Source organism: Brevundimonas sp. (assembly GCF_024711105.1).
Lineage (GTDB): Bacteria > Pseudomonadota > Alphaproteobacteria > Caulobacterales > Caulobacteraceae > Brevundimonas.
The window spans coordinates 25,104-41,835 of the sequence record NZ_JANJTL010000137.1; the positions used below are offsets into that span (position 1 = coordinate 25,104).

Sequence of the window (16,732 nt, forward strand, 5' to 3'; positions counted from 1 at the left end):
GCGGGAGAGGAGGGCCCCGCCACGCTGAGCGGAACGCGAAGCGATTGGGCGGGAGGTGAGGGAAATTCCACTGGGCTGGGCTAAGGCCCTCATCTCCCGCGCGGACCTGCGGCCTACGGCCTCCGGTGCGCGGGGCCCTCTTCTCCCCTGACGGGGCGAAGAACCTGGATTAAGCCCCCGACCACTCGCGGATGCGGCGTTCCAACACCGCCATCGGCATGGCGCCGGCGAGCAGGCCCTGGTCGTGGAAGCCGCGCAGGCTGAAGCGGTCGCCCATGGCGGCGCGGGCCTCCTCGCGCAGGTTCAGCCAGACGGTCTGGCCGACCTTGTAGGAGCAGGCCTGGCCCGACCAGACGCAGTAGCGCTCGATCTCGGTGACCCAGGGGCTTTCCGGCTCTCCCAGGTGCTCGGTCATGTAGCGGATGGCCTGTTCGCGACTCCAGCGGTGCTTGTGCATGCCGGAATCGACCACCAGGCGCACGGCGCGGAACAGGTAGGACTGCAGGTAGCCGATCCGCCCCCAGGGGTCGGTCTCGTACATGCCGATCTCGTCGGCGAGCTGTTCGGCGTAGAGCGCCCAGCCCTCCGAATAGGCCGAGAAGCCGATCACCTTGCGCAGCATCGGTATGCCTTCGGCCTCGAGCGCGAGCGCGATCTGCCAGTGGTGGCCCGGATTCGCCTCGTGATAGGTCAGGGTGGGAAGCGTCCAGGTCGGGTTCTCGCCCGTGTCCCGCAGGTTGATGTAGTAGGCGCCCGGCCGCGAGCCATCCAGCGCGGGGCCCTGGTAGTAGCCGCCCGGCGCGCCGGCCTCGATCGACGGCGGCACGCGGCGGACCTCGACCGAGGCGCGCGGCAGCTGGCCGAACAGGGGCGTCAGTCGCGGCGTGATCGCCTCGATCTGCCGGTTCAGGTCGGCCAGCAGGCGTTCCTTGCCCTCGTCGGTGTTCGGATAGAGGAAGCGCGGATCCCGCGCCATGGCCGACAGGCGCTCGCCCGTCGTGCCCTGGGTCAGGCCCTGTTCGCGCATCAGGGCGTCCATGCGGCCTTCGATCTCGGCCACCTGCTGGAGGCCCATCTCGTGGACCTGCTCGCCGGTCATGTTGGTGGTTGTGAAGTACTTCAGGCCCCAGTCGTAATAGGCCTCGCCGTCGGGCAGCCGCCACACGCCGGCATCGTGGGTCGCGGTCGGACGCATGGCCTCCAGCGCGGCGATCTGGCGGTCCAGCGCCGGATAGACGGCCTGTTCGACCAGCCGCGCCGCGCGCTCGGCGTAGCCGGCGTCCAGCCCGGCCTCGGCGCCGCGGCGGGCCATGGACTGGGCGAGGACCGACTGGTCCGCCGGAACGGCCCGGACCTCGCGCAGCTGCAGCAGCGCCTTGTCGATGACGAAACCGGGCGGAGGAGCCCCGCGGCCCGCGTCGGTGACGGCGCGTTCGGTCTCCTGGTCGAGCGCCGTGCCATAGGCCTCGACCCGCGCCAGGAAGGCGTCGGCGTCGGCGGCGTTCTCGATGGAATGCTGGCTGTCGAGGAAGTCGGGCAGGCTGGTGTAGGCCGAGGCCAGCTGGTTCACGACATAGGCCTGCGGGAAGCCGCGCGCGCCGTACGGGAAGCGGAAGCCTTCCTCGGCGGTGTCGCCGGTGAACTTCACCGTGTCGTAGTTGATGGCGTCCATGCCGTGCAGGCGCGAGCGGTCGAGCGCGTTCAGCTCAGCCATGAATCCGCGGTTGATCTCGGCCTGGCGGAGGATTTCGGCCTCGGTCCGGTCGTCCAGCCGGGTGCGCGCCCAGGCGAACTCGGGCGTGCGGTCCAGGCCCAGGCTGGTCAGGCCCTCGGGGCTCGTCGACAGGGCCTGCTGGAAGATGCGCTCGTAGAGATCGTTGGCGGCGGCGGCCACCGCCGGGTCGGAGGCCGTCTGGCGCGCCAGGGCGCCTTGGCCGGACACGCCCGCCAGCGCCGCGCCGGCGGCGGCGGTCATGAGGAATCGGCGACGATCAAACATGGCTTTCAGCCTCCCAGCTGCCAGAGCGCGGCGGACGTTAGGCCCCCGGCGCAGCTTAGACGAGTGAAAGCTTGGTAGGGCGGTCTCCCTCGACCTACCGCTCACCCCGGCGAAGGCCGGGGCCCAGATCGTAAGGCTCAGTCTGAGGGAGGTTCCCACTCATCCGGATCTTTCCCGACCCGGAACATCTCATCGAAGAGATCCCGCCAAGTCGGATTGTTCTCCTCGATCAGGCGCAGTTTCCACGGACGTTTCCACTCCTTCAAGCGCCGCTCGCGGGTGAAAGCGCTCTCGCGGCTCGGATGCTCTTCGGCCCAGACCAGGAGCTTGCAGCCGTATTCGGCGGTGTAGCCCCCGTAGGTCTCATCGCGATGCTGCAGCGTCCGAACGTAGAGGTTGTCGGTGTGGCCGATGTAGGTCGTGCCGTTGCGCTGGTTGGCCATGATGTAGACCCAGAAGGCCATCCGCCGGCGTCCTATGATCTGGACCCCGGCCTTCGCCGGGGTGAGCGGGAGAATTTGACGCTACTACAGGTCGTTGAGCGCCAGCCTAAGGAAATCCAGGTCCGACCACTGCGGCGCCCGGCCCCGCAGGGCCAACGGCACGGCGCGGGACTGGCGGACGATGACCAGGTCGCGGTCGGGGATGAGGTAGAGCTTCTGGTCTCCGGCGCCGGCGGCGGCGCGGATGTCCTCGCCTTGGTCGGCGATCCCGGCGGCCTCCTCGCCCATGCCGTAGCGGCGGCGCGGCGCGATCAGGCCGGGGCGCATCAGCCAGAAGGTCAGGCCGTAGCCCGGGTTCTGGGGCGTCCCCTGGAAACAGGGCGCCAAGTCCAGGCCGCCGGCCCCGTCCATGACCCAGCGGCCCCATTTCGCCCAGTCCGGCGCGGTCAGCTGCGCCCCCGACGGAAGGGTCGGCTGGCCGCCGACGCGGCGCCAGCCGCGATCGCGCACGCCCACAGGGTCGAGCACCCGCGCCCGGATGAGGCCCAGCACGTCCTCGTCATAGCCGTCGCGGCGCAGGATCCGGCGCAGCATCTCGCCGAACACCTGATAGGGGCCCGGCCCGTATTCGAACCGCTCACCCGGCGCGAAGGCGAGCGGAGCGGCGGCCGCCTCCTCGTAACGCGTGGGACGCCCGAAACCGCCGGACACGACGCCGCCGGTCAGGGTCAGGAGCTGGCGGGTGGTGACCGTCGCCTTGGCCGGATCGTCGCGCCATTCGGTCAGGATGTCGGCGCAGGGCCGGTCGATGTCGAGCAGGCCCGAGGCCTGCAGCGAACAGGCCAGCACGCCCGAGAAGCTCTTGGTGCCGGAAGCCAGCTCCCAGGGCTGGTCCGGCCCGCCGCCGTTCGCATAGGCTTCGAACAGGGTCTGGCCGCCTTGCTCGATCAGCAGGGAGACCCCCTCGCGGCTCTCGGAATAGTCCCGCGCGGCGGCGAAGGCGCCGGTCGACTGGGCGCGGGCGGCTTGGCCCAGGCCGATGCCGAACAGGGCGCCTCCGGCGGCGAGCGCGCGGCGGGTGAGTTTCATCAGGGACGATCCGATTTGTGTGCTGGTCAAACGCACGGACGGAAGAATTCCGTCACGGCTCGCGTTGTTCCGCGGACGCCTCGCGGACGGCGCGGAACTCGGCGCCCTCGTTCCAGGTCGGCCACAGGCGGCTGTTGGCGAGATGCAGGCCGACGGCGTGGAGAAGGGTCAGGTCGCGGGCGGCGGCCTCCATGGTCCAGGTCTCGTCCCACTCGTCGGACGGCTGGTGATAGCGGTTCTGGACATAGTCCTGGCTGGCGGGGGTCGACCCGGTGAAGCCGGCGGCGGCGAACAGGGCCGGCACGCCGCGCAGCGCCAGCGGGAAGTGGTCCGAGCGGTAGAAGCCGCCCGCCTGGGGCGCGGGGTCTGTGATGATGGTCCGGCCGACCTCGGCGGCGTGCTCGGCCAGCAGGCCGTCCAGGCTGGACTTGCCCAGGCCGATGACCACCACCTCGGGCGGCGTCTCGGTTCCGGGCAGGAGCGAGTCCATGTTGATGTTGGCGACCGTGGTCTCCAGGGGCCGCAGAGGGTTGGCGGCGTAGTGATAGGCGCCGAGCAGGCCGGCCTCCTCCGCCGTCCAGGCCATGAACATCAGGCTGCGCTCGGGGCGGTCGCCTTCGGCGAAGACGCGGGCCAGTTCGATCAGCCCGGCGACGCCGGTCGCGTTGTCCACGGCGCCGTTATAGATGTCGTCGCCCGAGGCGTCGGGGGTGCCGCGCCCGTAGGCGTCCCAGTGGGCGCCGTAGATCACGGTCTCGTCCGGATGCGTGTCGCCGGGCAGGACGGCCACGACGTTGCGGGTCTCGACCCGGTCGAAGGTCTGGCCGAAGTCGATCGACAGGGTGACGCCCTCGAGCTCCACCGGCTCGAAATCGCGGCTGCGGGCCAGTTCGCGCAGGGCCGCCAGGTCCAGCCCGGCGGCGGCCACCAGTTCGGCGGCGGCCTCGCTCTGGATCCAGCCCTGGACCGGGACGCGCTCGGCCTCCCAGTTCTCGCGGACGATGTCGAAGTCCGGCGCGGCCGAGGAGTTCTGCAGGACCGACCAGGGATAGCCGGCGCCGGCGGTGTCGTGGATGACCAGCACACCGGCTGCGCCCTGCTCGGCGGCCTCGGCGAACTTGTAGACCCACCGGCCGTAGTAGGTCATGGCCCGGCCGTCGAAGAGGCCCTCGACCGGGTGGCCCTCGGGCGCGCCGAAGTCCGGGTCGTTGACGATGACCAGGATGATCTTTCCGGTCAGATCCATGTCGCCGAAGTCGTCCCAGTCCCGCTCGGGCGCGTCCACGCCATAGCCGGCGAAGACCACCGGCGCGTCGGTCAGGGTGATGCGCGGCACGGGCCGGTCGCTGGCCACCAGGATGTCCGGCCCGCGCTCGAAGGCGCGCGTCCAGCCGTTCAGCCCCTCGGCGGTGATGACAGCGGGTCCGGACTGCTGCGTGCGGCTGAGCGGCACGACCTGGAAGAAGGTCCCGTCGTCCCCTCCCGGCTCGAGGCCCAGGGCGCGGAACTGCTCGGCGATGTAGTCGGTGGTGAGGTGCTCCTCCGGACTGGCCGGCCCCCGGCCGGCGAAGGCGTCCGAGGCCAGCTCGCGGGTGTGGGCGTTCAGCCGGTCCGGATCGATCTCCTGCGCCAGCGCGGCGGCCGGCAGGAATAGGCCTGTGGCGAAAAGCAATCCAAGGCGATGCGACATCATCTTCTCCGTCATCCCGGACGGCCCATGGGGCCGATCCGGGACCTAAACGCTGGCCTCTCCGGCGCCGATCTCAGGACCGAGATCGCACCAGTCGGGGTTGGTCTTTTCGACCATGGCGATCTTCCACTCGCGCCGCCACCGTTTGAGGCGCTTTTCGAAAGAGATCGCAGAGTCTGCATCGGGAAAGGTCTCGTACCAGACCAGTCGCCGGCAGCGCCATTTGCGACTGTGGCCCTCGTAGGCGCCGGCGCGGTGCTGGAGAACTCGTGACAGCAGGTCGGAGGTCACACCGAAGTAGAACACGCCCCGGGGGCGGTGCGTCATGAGATAGACGGTGAACAGCTTTTCGGACGAGGCCACGGCTCCGCCTGCGTTTAGGTCCCGGATCGGCCCTGCGGGCCGTCCGGGATGACGTCGTTAGATTACGCCGCGCGCAGTTCCTGCTTCACGCGCTCGGCCAGGGTCTTGATGTCGATCGGCTTGGGCAGGAAGGAGACGCCCTCCTCGCCCTCGAGCAGGTCCGAGAACTCGGCCTCGGCGTAGCCGGAGATGAACATCACCGGTGCGTCGCCCAGGTAGCCGCGCGCCTTGCGGAGCAGGCTGGGGCCGTCCATGCCGGGCATGATGACGTCGGAGATGAGCATGTCGATCGTGCCGGCGTGCTCTTCGGCGAGCAGCAGGGCCTCCTCGCCGTCGGCGGCCTCGATGACCTCGTAGCCCCGTGCGCGCAGCAGGCGGGCCGCCATGCCGCGGACCATGTCCTCATCCTCGACGAAGAGGATGCGGCCGGCGCCGGACAGGTCGCGCGGCTGGGGCTTGGCCTTGGCGGCGGGCTTGATCTCGCCTTCTTCGGCGGCCTTGGCGGCGGGCAGGAAGATGCGGAAGGCCGCGCCGCCGCCCTCGGCCTCGCCTAGCGCGATGTGGCCGCGCGCCTGCTCGACGATGCCGTAGACGGTGGCCAGGCCCATGCCCGTCCCCTCGCCCACCGCCTTGGTGGTGAAGAAGGGCTCGAAGATCTTGGCGCGCAGCTCGGCCGGCACGCCGGGGCCGTTGTCCGAGACCTCGATCAGCGCCACGTCGCCCTCGGGCGCGTCGGCCCAGCCCTGGGCGCGGGCCTCGGCCGGGGTCAGCCGGCAGGTGCGGATGCGCACCACCGCCTCGCCCGGGCCGACATGGCCCTTCATGGCGTCGCGGGCGTTGACGGCGAGGTTCATCACCGCCGTCTCCAGCTGGCTCTTGTCGGCGAGTACCACCGGCAGGTCACGGCCGTAGGCGGTCTCGAGCTTCACGTCCTCGCGCAGCAGGCGGCGCAGCAGGACCTCGAACTCGGAGATCAGCTCACCCACGTCCAGCCGCTCGCGGCGCACGGTCTGTTTGCGCGAGAAGGCCAGCAGCTTCCTGACCAGGTCGGCGGCGCGCACGCCTGTCTGGCGGATCTCGTTCAGCCCCTCGTAGGAGGGATCGCCCACCGGGTGACGCGACAGGAGCTCGTCCAGGCGCAGTTGGATGGCGGTCAGCAGGTTGTTGAAGTCGTGGGCCACGCCGCCGGCGAGCTGGCCGATGGCCTGCATCTTCTGCGACTGGCCGAGCTGCAGCTCCAGCGCCTTCTGTTCGGAGACGTCGAACAGCCAGACGCGGCGGTCGCCGTCCTCGGGCGCGATGTAGAGGTGCAGGGTGCGGGCGGGCCCGGCCCCCAGCGCCGTCAGCTCCAGTGGCCCCACCGAACCGGCGGCGATCTTCTCGCGCGCTTCCGCCAGGCCCGCCGCCTCGAACAGGTCGGACAGACGCGCGCCGTTGCGGGCCTTGGGACCCAGCAGCACCGGCAGGGCGGCGTTGGCCTCAATGATGTCGCCGTCGAACAGGTCCAGGCCGCGCACCACCGCCGAGCCGAAGGGGGCGCCGGCCGCGGCGGCGCGGGCGCCGGCGGTGTCGGGCGTGCGGGTCATGTCCTGGCCGATGACCGGCAGGGCCGGGGACAAGACGCCTTCCGGCGCGGCGCGCACCAGATAGCGGTCGACCCCGGCGGCCGAGACCAGCAGCTCCAGCTCGTTGGACTCCAGTCGCGCCGAGGCGCGGCCGGTGCGGCCCTCGCGCGCCTCTCCGAAGGCCATGTAGAGGCCGGGCGCGGCGCGGCCCCGCGGGAGCCGCCGCAGGCCCGGCGCGGTCATCTTCCAGCCGGCGTTGGACGCCAGCACCCGGCCGTCCGCCGAGCATATGGCGGCGGGCTCTTCCAGGGCCGAAAGCAGGTCGTCGGCCTCGAGCTCGGGCGTGGCCTCCGACACCCGGCCGAAGGCGAACAGGCCGATCAGCGCGGTCGCCGTCAGTCCGGCCAGCAGGATCATGCCGGGCGCGGAGACCGGGTCAGCGCGGAAGGCCGGATAGGCGGCGGCGGCCACCGCGAGCATGAACAGCGGCGCGGCGGCGAACAGCCACGGGTCGACGCCAGCCTTCTTGACGTTGGTGCTCATCGGCCTCGCCCGGGCGAATCGGTCTTGGGGATCATATCACCGGTTCCTCCGCCCACGGCTGAGCACGAAGCCGATGACCTTTGCCACGGCCTCGAAGTGGGCGCGCGGGATGGTCTGGTCGACATCGACCGTGGCGTAGAGGGCGCGGGCCAGCGGCGCGTCCTCGACCACCGGCACGCCCGCCTCCTCGGCGACGGCGCGGATCTTGAGCGCGAGGCTGTCGACGCCCTTGGCCACGCACATCGGCGCGGGGGTCTCGCCGGCCTCGTACTTGAGCGCCACGGCGTAGTGGGTCGGGTTCATGATGACGACGGTGGCCTCGGGCACCGCGGCCATCATGCGCCGGCGCGCCCGCTCCATGCGGATCTGCTTCTGACGCGCCTTGACGTGCGGGTCGCCCTCGGACTGCTTGAAGTCCTCCTTCAGCTCCTCGCGGCTCATGCGCATCTTCTGGGCGAAGCGGAAACGCTGCCACAGCCAGTCGAGGCCGGCGGTGACCCCCAGAAAGGCCAGGATGGCCGTCATCAGGCTGCCGGCCATCTCCAGGGCGAAGGGCAGGACCGAGGCGGGCCGCATGGCCGCCAGTCCGGCCAGCTCGGCCGCGTGCGGTTGTAGCGTCAACCAGGCGATGACCCCCGTGGCGATCAGCTTCAGCAGCGTCTTGAGGAACTGGACCAGGCCGTCGGGCCCGAAGATGCGCTGCCAGCCCTTCATGGGCGAGACGCGGCTGAGGTCGGGCTTGAGCTTGTCCGAGGTCCAGAGGAAGCCGGACTGCATGAGGTTGCCCCCGGCGCCGGCGAGGATGGTCGCGCCCATGACCGCCGCCAGCACCGGAGCCGCCGCGAAGATCGCCATGCGGGCGATCTCCGTCCCGCCGCCGGAGTCCAGCAGGCCCAGCATGGCGTGCGGGCTGGCGATGAAGGGAACCAGTTGCTCGGCCAGGCCCAGGGCGAAATAGCCGCCGGTCCAAAGGATCACCCCGGTCGCCGCCGCCAGCGAAAGCCAGCTGGCGAGGTCCGGGGTCTTGGCGACGTCGCCCTTCTTGCGGGCTTCCTCGAGTTTCCGTGGGGTTGCTTCTTCTGTTTTTGATGCTGGGTCCTGGTCTTCCGCCATGGCCTAGCCCCCCGCGAACAGCTGGAGGAAGGCCCGGTAGCGGTCGATGAACACCATGCCGAGCACGCCCAGCGACAGGGCGAACACGGACAGGCCGAGCAGGATATTGAGCGGCGCGGCTGCGAAGAAAATCTGAAACTGCGGCATGACCCGGCCGACGAGTCCGGCCGCGAGGTTGAAGATCAGGCCAAAGACGATCACCGGCGCCGCCAGCTGGATGCCCAGCGCAAAGGAATCCGCCACGGTCCGAATCGCCAGCTCGGCGGCGTCTCCCATCATCAGGGGCTCACCCGGCGTGATGAGCCGGTAACTGCCGGCGATGCCGGCGATGAACAGGTGGTGCAGGTTGGTCGCGAAGATCAGCACCACGCCAAGGAGGGTCAGAAACGCCGCCAGGGTCGTGCCGGGCTGGGCCTGCAGCGGGTTCGCGGTCTGGGCGAAGCTGAGGGTGGACTGCAGCGCGACCACCTCGCCCGCCACGCCCAGGGCCGACAGGAAGATGCGGATCACCGAGCCGATCATCAGCCCGATGATCAGCTCGCGCAGGATCCACCCGAACATTCCGCCGGTGGTCTCCGGCAGCGCAGGCAGTCCGACACCTATCACCGGCGTCAGGGCCAGGGTCAGGAGCAGGGCGAAGGCCAGACGGATGCGCGGCGGGACGTAGGACTCGCCGATGCCCGGCAGCAGCATGATGATCGCGCCCACGCGCGAAAAGATGAGGGCCGCGCGCCAGACCTCCTCGGACGCCGCGTAGGGCTCCATCTCACATGCCCGCGATGCGGCCTGCGATCTGCTGGAAGAAGCCGCCGAGCAGCGCGCCCATCAGCGGCAGGAAGACGAGCAGGGCCACGAAGATCGCCAGGATCTTGGGCGCATAGATCAGGGTGGCTTCCTGAACCTGGGTCAGGGCCTGCATCAGGCCGATGACCACGCCGACCACCAGGCCGACGATGAGCACCGGCGCCGACAGCTGGATGGTCAGCCACAGGGCGTCACGCCCAACGTCCAGAACCTCGACCCCGTTCACGCTTCACTCCCGACGAACCCGGCGGATTTTGCCGGGCGCGTGGTTAACGAAGGGTTGGGATCAGGGCCTCCTGAACAGGTAGAGGCCGAACCCCAGGGCCGGCCGGCCGGCCGAGCGCCAGTAGTCCAGCAACAGGGCGGCCCGTTGCTGGACACGCTCCCGGTCGGGGTGGTGCGGGGTCTCCGCCGCCCAGCCGGCCACCGCCGCCTCGAGGGCGCCGGTGTAGGCGGCCCAATCCTCGTCCGGGCTGATGCGCGCGGCCACAAGCTCCAGCCCCGCCGCCTGCCCCCGCGCCCGCCAGCCGGCGTCGGTGGCGTAGTCGGGACGTCCCATGACGGCGTTCAGCGCCGGATCGGGTTCGCCTTTCCAGAACAGGTCGCCCCAGAGCAGCCACCCGCCCGGTTCCAGCCAAGCCGCCAGCCGAGTGAAATTCCCCAGCCCCGTCGAGCCGAGCGCGGCGAGCAGGCGCCACGGCGCCCCTTCGGCCGCCAGCACGTCGGCCTCACCCTCGCGCACCGTCACGCCTTGCGAGCGGTCTCGCGCGATCGCGGCCAGCACCGGATCGCGCTCGAAGGCCTCCACTGCCAGCCCCCGCGCCGCCAGCAGGCCGGCGGCGGCCCCGTTGCCGCAGCCCAGCTCGGCCGCCCGGTCGCCGGACCCGAGATCGGTGCGGTCGAGCATGGCCTCCAGCGCCGAGGCGCTGACCGGATTGCAGAGGTCCATCCGGGCGTAGGCGACGTGGTTCATCTGGAGCATTCGCACACCCTAGCGAGCCGCCCGCGCAAATCTACTTTACATCGTAAAGTGCTTTTGCTACATCGAGGCCATCCACCGGGAGACACCACCGTGACCGACGACCAGATCAAGTCCCTCAGGGACGACATCACCTACATGAAGGCGCTGGCCGACGAGGGCTCGCGCGGACCGCTGCTGGGCGGCGCCATCCTCGTGGCCGCCGGGCTGATCTTCGCGCCCGCCTCCATCGTGCACTGGATGATCGACACCCAGGTCCTGGCGGTCGGCCCCGAAGCGTATGGCTACCTCTGGATCGGGGCCGTGGTCATCTTCCTGGCGGCGCTGTTCGTCCTCAAGTCGCGGCTGGGCTCGCGCCCCGGCGCCTTCTCGCCGGCCAACCGCGCCTCCTCAACCGCCTGGATGGGCGTGGGCCTGTGCTGCTTCGTCCTCGGCCTGTCGATGGCCATCCTCGCCTGGCGCGCGGGGACGGAGGTTCCGCTGCTGTTCTTCCCGTCTCTGATCACCGCGCTCTACGGCGCCGGCTGGGCCGTGTCGGCGGCCATGTCGCGGCAGAAGTGGCTGTGGGTGGCCGCCATCGGTGGCTGGGTCGCGGCGCCCGTGCTGGCGCTTCTGACCGGCGATCCGAGCCAGTACCTGGCCTATGCGGCCGCCCTGGTCCTGCTGACCATCGTGCCCGGCGTCATCCTGATGCGTCAGGAACCCTCGGACGTGGTGTGAGCATGGGCGACGGTTTCGACATCGAGTCCATCGACGAGGTCATCCACGGCCGGGTCCGGCTCGGGATCATGGCCTTCCTGTCCGGGGCCGACAGCGCCGACTTCGGGACGCTCAAGGCCCGGCTGCAGGTCACCGACGGCAACCTGTCGGTTCATCTGCGAAAGCTCGAGGAGGCCGGCTACGTCGAGGTGATCAAGAGCTTCGTGGGCCGCAAGCCGCTCACCCAGGCGAAGATCACCAAGGAAGGTCGGGCCGCCTTCGGCCGCTACCTCCAGGCCATGACGGCGCTGGTGGAGGACGCCTCCCAATAAGGCTAAGGATGCGCGGGTGAGACCGCGCATCCATCCCTTTTCCAAGGTCGAGAACGTCCGCGACTACGGCGACTATTCGACCGCCGCCGCCCGCCGCCTGCATCGCGGGCGGCTGTTCCGTTCCGGCCACTGGGCCGAGGCCACCGACGAGGACCTGGAGCGGCTGCACGGCTTCGGCGTCGCCACCGTCATCGACCTGCGTCGCGCGGTCGAACGCGAGCGCCAGCCGTCGCGGCGGCATGCGGCCTTTTCAGGCGTGGTGGTCGAGGCCCCGCCCCATGAGGACGACCTGACCGAGGCGCCGCACATCCAGTTCCTCAAGTCGACCGACCTGACGCTCGACAGCGGCCGGCGCTTCATGCTGGAGGCCTACCGCCGCATTCCCTATGAGACGCCGCATCTGGATCTGTTCGGCCGCTATTTCCGCGCGCTGGCCGACGGCGACGGACCGGTGCTGATCCACTGCGCGGCGGGCAAGGACCGGACCGGCATCCTGGCGGCCCTCACCCACCGGATGGTGGGCGTGCATCCCGACGACATGGTCGAGGACTATCTGCTGACCAACACCGCCGTGCGGCTGGCCGACCGGGCGCCGGACATCGCCGAGCGGCTGGAGAAGTTCACCGGCCGGCGCCCCTCCCACGACGCCGTCGTGGCCTTCCTCGGGGTTGAGGCCGTCTATCTGGAAGAAGCCTTCGCCGAGATCGACCGCGTGTCGGGCTCGCTGGACGCCTATTTCGAACAGGCCCTGGGCCTGGACGCCGCGACACGCGCGCGAGTGGCGGAAAGGCTGTGCGCCTGACGCCGATCGATCCGGTGACGGCCATGCGCCCCTTCGGCGACGAGCCGTGGGCCGCGCTGCTGGCGTCCGACGGCTCCGAAGGCGCGACGCGCTCCTTCCTGCTGCGCCGGCCGGATCGGACCCTGACGCTGGCCGCCGACGACATCTCCGACGCCCAGACCACGATCCGCGACTTCCTGGCCTCGTCCACGGGCATGGTCCTGGGGCTCGCCGCCTACGAGCTCGGCGCGCGGGTCGAGCCGGTGGCTCTGCCGCGCGATCCCGACTGGCCCGACCTGATCCTGGGGCACTATCCCGCCTGGCTGGAGCTCGACCATGCGGCGGGCACGGTGTCGGGCCGCGGCGGAGACCCAGAGGCGGCCCTGGCCTGGCTGGCCGCGACCGCTGACGCCCCCGCCTCGCCTGCTGCCACCTTCGAGCCGGAGGCTCGACCCGAGGCCTTTGAGGCCGCCGTGGCCGACGTGGTCCGCCGCATCGGCGAGGGCGAGCTGTTCCAGGCCAATATCGCCCAGGCCTGGCGAGGCGAACTGGCGGTCGGCGCGACGCCCTGGGGCGCCTTCGAGCGGCTGGCGGCGACCAGCCCGGCGCCGCTGGCCGCCTTCTGGCGGCTGCCGGATCGGGCGCTGGTCTCGCATTCGCCCGAGCGCTTCCTCGAGTTGCAGGGCCGCCGCGTCCGCACCCGGCCGATCAAGGGCCCCCGTCCGCGCGGAGCCACACCGGACGAGGACGCCGGCTTGGCCGCCGAACTGTCATCCAGCGCCAAGGACCGCGCCGAGAACCTGATGATCGTCGACCTGATGCGCAACGACCTGGCCCGGGTCTGCGAACCCGGGTCCGTCGAGGTCACCGACCTGTTCGCCGTCGAAGCCTTCCCGAACGTCTGGCACCTGGTCTCGACCGTCGAGGGCGATCTGCGCGAGGGCGCCGACGCCGCCGACCTGCTGGCCGCGACCTTCCCGCCGGGTTCGATCACCGGGGCGCCCAAGACCCAGGCCATGCGGGTCATATCGGCGCTCGAGGGCCCGCGCGGACCCTGGTGCGGCTCGCTGTTCCGGGTCGATCCGGACGGGTCGATGGACTCCTCGGTGCTGATCCGCACGGCGGCCTTCGTCGAGGACGCGGGCGGCTGGCGCTTCCGCACCCTTGCCGGCGCGGGCATAACTGCTGACAGCGAACCCCTGGCCGAGCGGCTGGAGACCGAGGCCAAGATCGCCGGCCTGCGCCGGGCGCTGACGGAGGCTCCATGATCCCCGAGGACGACCGCGGTCTGTTACTGGGCGACGGCCTGTTCGAGACCCTGCGGGCCGAAGGCGGGCTGATCCTCGACTGGGACGCCCACTGGGATCGGCTGAAGCGCGGCTGCGCGACGCTGGGACTGCCCGTCCCGGATGAGAGCGAGGCGCTGGCCCGCTCGCGCGACGCGCTGCAGTCCGTCTTCGCCCCCGTCGGCGCCCTGCGCCTGACCTGGACGGCGGGCAGCGGCGGGCGGGGGCTGGACCGACCCCATGCGCCGGAGGGCCGCCTGCTGGTCTCCGCCACGGCCTATGAGCCGCCGATGAGCCCGGCCGCGCTGATCTCCTCCAGCCTCCGCCGCAACGACGGCTCGCCCGCGTCGCGCCTGAAGAGCCTGGCCTATCTCGACAATGTCCTGGCTCGCCGCGAGGCTCGGGACGCCGGCGCGGACGAAGCGGTCATGCTGAACACCCGCGGCCAGGTCGCGTGCGCGACGGCGGCCAACCTGTTCTGGTTCGAGGACGACATCCTGACCACGCCGGCCCTGGACTGCGGCATGCTCGACGGCGTGGTGCGCGGCCGGATCATCGCCCTGGCGATCCAGTCAGGCCTGGCCGTGCGCGAGGGCCACCTGGAATCCTCCGCGCTGGAGAGCGCCACCGGCCTGTTCCTGACCAACAGCCTGATAGGCGTGCGGCCCGTCGCCAGCCTGGATGGCCGGACGGTTCCGCCCCATCCGGCGGTCAGCCCGCTGGCTCAGGCGCTGGCGGAGGCCGCCTCGGGCGTCAGCATATAGGTCCGCGAACAGTATTCGCAGGTCACGTGGATCAGGCCGTCCGGCTCGACCATCTCGGAGATGTCCGAGGCGTCGAAGGCCTGCAGCATCACCTCGACCCGCTCGCGCGAGCAGCGGCATTCGGCGCGCAGCGGCTTGCCTGGCAGCAGGCGCACGCCCTCCTCGTGGAACAGGCGAAACAGCAACGCCTCGGGCGCCAGCGTCGGGTCGACCAGCTCGTCGTCGGCCACGGTCGAGATCAGGGCGCGGGCGTTGTCCCAGGCCTCCTCGGTCGAGCCGCGCGTGTCGTCGGCCGCGACCATCTGGGCCATGATCCCCCCGGCCCGCCAGACCGTGCCCTCGGCGGTGGTCACCTGGCCCACGGCCAGCCGCACCCGCGTCGGCAACTGCTCGGACTGTTCGAAATAGCGCTCGGCGCACTGGGCCAGGGTCTCGCCCTCGATCGGCGTCAGGCCCTGGCTGCGGCCGAGGTCGGGGCCCCGGTCGATGGTCATGACGAACGCGCCCTTGCCCAGCAGGGTCTCGGCGCCCGGGCGCACGAAGCCTTGGCTGGCGGCCGTCACCCGCTCCGCGTCGAACTTGCAGTAGCCGCGCACCGCGCCGTTGGTGTCGTAGTCGACGACCACATAGGCCACCGGCCCGTCCCCCTGCGCCTGCAGGATCAGCCGCCCCTCGAACTTCAGCGAGGCCCCCACCAGCGCCGCCAGCGCCAGCGATTCGCCCAGCAGGTTGGCGACCGGTTCCGGGTAGTCGTGACGGTTCAGGATCTCGTTCGCCAGGGGGCCGAGGCGCACCAGGCGCCCGACCACCGGCCGGCCGGGGAGGATGAACTGGGCCGTCAGGTCGTCCGACGGCGGGGTGCTCGAAAAGGTCATCGGCGCCAGATAGGGTCCGCGGGTCCATCTGGTAAGGGGACAGGCCGGAACCCGGTTCCGCGCCCGCCCGTTCGTTCGCATTCGCTGGAAACCGCCAAGCTCATGAGCCGTCCCGCCCTCAAGCCGCTCGCGCGCCAGACCATCGTCATCACCGGCGCGACCTCGGGCATCGGACTGTCGACCGCCCGGCGCGCCGCCGAGCGCGGGGCCCGGCTGTTCCTCATCGCGCGCGGCGAGAAGGACCTGCGGGCGCTCTGCGAAGAGCTCCAGTCGCGCGGCGCCCGTTCGGCCTATGCGGTCTGCGACGTGGCCGACGCCGAAGGCCTGCGCGCCGCCGCCGACAAGTGCGAGCGGCTGTTCGGCGGCTTCGACACTTGGGTGAACAACGCCGGGGTTTCGATCTACGGCCCCATCCGCGACACCCGGCCCGAGGACCACCGCCGCCTGTTCGAGACCAACTACTGGGGCGTCGTGAACGGGACGCTGCTGGCCGCAGAACGCCTTCGCGACCGTCCCGGCGGCGGCTCGATCATCACCGTCGGCTCGGTGCTCGGCGACGCGCCGATTCCGATCCAGGGCGTCTATTCGGCGTCCAAGCACGCGGTGCGCGGCTTCATCAACGCGTTCCGCATGGAGCTGATGCGGGAGGGCGCGCCGATCTCGATGACCCTGGTCAAGCCGGCGGCCATCGACACCCCATACAAGGATCACGCCCTGAACCTGACCGGCGCGCCGATGCGCAATCCGGGGCCGGTCTATGCGGCGCACGTGGTGGCCGACGTCATCCTGCACTGCGCCCAGAAGCCGGTGCGCGAGATCACTGTCGGCGGCGGCGGGCGCGCCATGGCCGCCTTCCATCATCTTCTGCCCGGCGTGGCGGAACCGATTTTCGCCCTGCTCGCTCCCCTCATGCACCTCGATCGCGGCGCACGCGCGCGGCCGGTCGAGGACGCCCTGTGGGACCCGACTGAGGACGGATTGATGGAAGAGACCGCCTACCCCTTCGTGCGCCGCTCGAGTCTGCTGGCCCAGGCGCGGATGCATCCGCGCATGACCGTGGGCGGCCTGTTCGGCGTGTTCCTGATCGCCGCCGGCGTCGTCGCGGCCCAGCGCCTGATCGGCCGCGAGGCCCAGCCGGCGACGGGCCTCAAGGCCTGGCGCGAGCGCGCCGAGGGCTGGGCCGAGGGGCTCGGCGATCGCGTGCGCGACCTGGACCTGGGCGGTCGTTTCTGCGACCTGCACCTGGCGGATCGGGCGCGGCCCGCGCTTGACCGGGCCGGTCGCTACGCCAAGGACCACGCCGCCGAGGGTGTCGGGACCCTGGCCGCGCTGGCGGCCGTCGCGGGCGCCGTGGCGCTGGCGCTGAACGAGCGCGACCGCTTCCGCTGATACCGGCTTGCCGCCGGA

17 protein-coding genes are annotated in these 16,732 nt (G+C 70.9%); 6 read left to right on the forward strand and 11 right to left on the reverse strand.

Going from position 1 to position 16,732, the window contains the following annotated elements; all coding sequences use genetic code 11:
- Positions 1–169: 169 nt before the first annotated feature.
- From Q0M60_RS10255 to Q0M60_RS10300, 10 genes are all read right to left on the reverse strand, one after another.
- Entirely contained in the window at positions 170–1,999 is a 1,830-nt protein-coding gene (locus tag Q0M60_RS10255) for a DUF885 family protein (protein ID WP_296818948.1), read from the reverse strand.
- A 137-nt stretch (positions 2,000–2,136) separates the two neighbouring features.
- Complete coding sequence (locus tag Q0M60_RS10260; RefSeq protein WP_296818950.1) at positions 2,137–2,463, reverse strand: GIY-YIG nuclease family protein; 327 nt, start codon at positions 2,461–2,463, stop codon at positions 2,137–2,139.
- 63 nt (positions 2,464–2,526) lie between these two features.
- The gene (locus Q0M60_RS10265) at positions 2,527–3,531 is read right to left on the reverse strand and encodes a serine hydrolase (protein WP_296818953.1); all 1,005 of its coding nucleotides are present in this window, start codon (positions 3,529–3,531) and stop codon (positions 2,527–2,529) included.
- Positions 3,532–3,583: 52 nt separating this feature from the next.
- Entirely contained in the window at positions 3,584–5,221 is a 1,638-nt protein-coding gene (locus Q0M60_RS10270; RefSeq protein ID WP_296818956.1) for a M28 family peptidase, read from the reverse strand.
- Positions 5,222–5,266: 45 nt separating this feature from the next.
- Entirely contained in the window at positions 5,267–5,584 is a 318-nt protein-coding gene (locus tag Q0M60_RS10275) for a GIY-YIG nuclease family protein (RefSeq protein WP_296818958.1), read from the reverse strand.
- A 62-nt stretch (positions 5,585–5,646) separates the two neighbouring features.
- Positions 5,647–7,692 carry a cell cycle histidine kinase CckA gene (gene cckA, locus Q0M60_RS10280; RefSeq protein WP_296818960.1) on the reverse strand — a complete coding sequence of 682 codons (2,046 nt, stop codon included), beginning with the start codon at positions 7,690–7,692 and terminating at the stop codon, positions 5,647–5,649.
- A gap of 36 nt (positions 7,693–7,728) precedes the next feature.
- Positions 7,729–8,805: a flagellar biosynthesis protein FlhB gene (gene flhB, locus Q0M60_RS10285; protein ID WP_296818962.1), complete on the reverse strand. Its 1,077-nt coding sequence runs from the start codon at positions 8,803–8,805 to the stop codon at positions 7,729–7,731.
- 3 nt (positions 8,806–8,808) lie between these two features.
- Positions 8,809–9,570, reverse strand: coding sequence for a flagellar biosynthetic protein FliR (gene fliR / locus Q0M60_RS10290; RefSeq protein WP_296818964.1), 762 nt, complete (start codon positions 9,568–9,570; stop codon positions 8,809–8,811).
- Between the two features lies 1 nt (position 9,571).
- Positions 9,572–9,835: a flagellar biosynthesis protein FliQ gene (fliQ, locus tag Q0M60_RS10295; protein ID WP_296818966.1), complete on the reverse strand. Its 264-nt coding sequence runs from the start codon at positions 9,833–9,835 to the stop codon at positions 9,572–9,574.
- 60 nt (positions 9,836–9,895) lie between these two features.
- A complete protein-coding gene (locus Q0M60_RS10300) occupies positions 9,896–10,582 on the reverse strand; it encodes a hypothetical protein (RefSeq protein ID WP_296818968.1) in 687 nt (228 codons plus the stop codon).
- Between the two features lie 99 nt (positions 10,583–10,681).
- Here Q0M60_RS10300 and Q0M60_RS10305 point away from each other — a divergent pair, with 99 nt between their 5' ends.
- Genes Q0M60_RS10305 through Q0M60_RS10325 form a run of 5 tightly spaced genes read left to right on the forward strand, consistent with a single transcriptional unit; the run spans position 10,682 to position 14,450 of the window.
- Positions 10,682–11,308, forward strand: a complete 627-nt coding sequence (locus Q0M60_RS10305) for a hypothetical protein (protein ID WP_296818971.1) — start codon at positions 10,682–10,684, stop codon at positions 11,306–11,308.
- A gap of 2 nt (positions 11,309–11,310) precedes the next feature.
- Positions 11,311–11,619 (forward strand): transcriptional regulator, encoded by a 309-nt coding sequence (locus tag Q0M60_RS10310; RefSeq protein WP_296818973.1) that lies wholly within the window; start codon positions 11,311–11,313, stop codon positions 11,617–11,619.
- Positions 11,620–11,635: 16 nt separating this feature from the next.
- Entirely contained in the window at positions 11,636–12,421 is a 786-nt protein-coding gene (locus Q0M60_RS10315) for a tyrosine-protein phosphatase (RefSeq protein ID WP_296818975.1), read from the forward strand.
- The gene (locus Q0M60_RS10320; protein ID WP_296818977.1) at positions 12,412–13,668 is read left to right on the forward strand and encodes an anthranilate synthase component I family protein; all 1,257 of its coding nucleotides are present in this window, start codon (positions 12,412–12,414) and stop codon (positions 13,666–13,668) included. The genes Q0M60_RS10315 and Q0M60_RS10320 overlap by 10 nt, the downstream gene beginning before the upstream one ends.
- Positions 13,665–14,450 (forward strand): aminotransferase class IV, encoded by a 786-nt coding sequence (locus tag Q0M60_RS10325; protein ID WP_296818979.1) that lies wholly within the window; start codon positions 13,665–13,667, stop codon positions 14,448–14,450. The genes Q0M60_RS10320 and Q0M60_RS10325 overlap by 4 nt, the downstream gene beginning before the upstream one ends.
- On the opposite strand, the gene Q0M60_RS10330 is transcribed toward Q0M60_RS10325, so the two are convergent.
- Entirely contained in the window at positions 14,411–15,325 is a 915-nt protein-coding gene (locus Q0M60_RS10330) for an Hsp33 family molecular chaperone (RefSeq protein WP_296818981.1), read from the reverse strand. The two genes, Q0M60_RS10325 and Q0M60_RS10330, sit on opposite strands and share 40 nt — an antisense overlap.
- 102 nt (positions 15,326–15,427) lie before the next feature.
- On the opposite strand from Q0M60_RS10330, the gene Q0M60_RS10335 reads away from it, so the two are divergent.
- Positions 15,428–16,714, forward strand: coding sequence for an SDR family oxidoreductase (locus tag Q0M60_RS10335; RefSeq protein WP_296818983.1), 1,287 nt, complete (start codon positions 15,428–15,430; stop codon positions 16,712–16,714).
- Positions 16,715–16,732 lie beyond the last annotated feature (18 nt).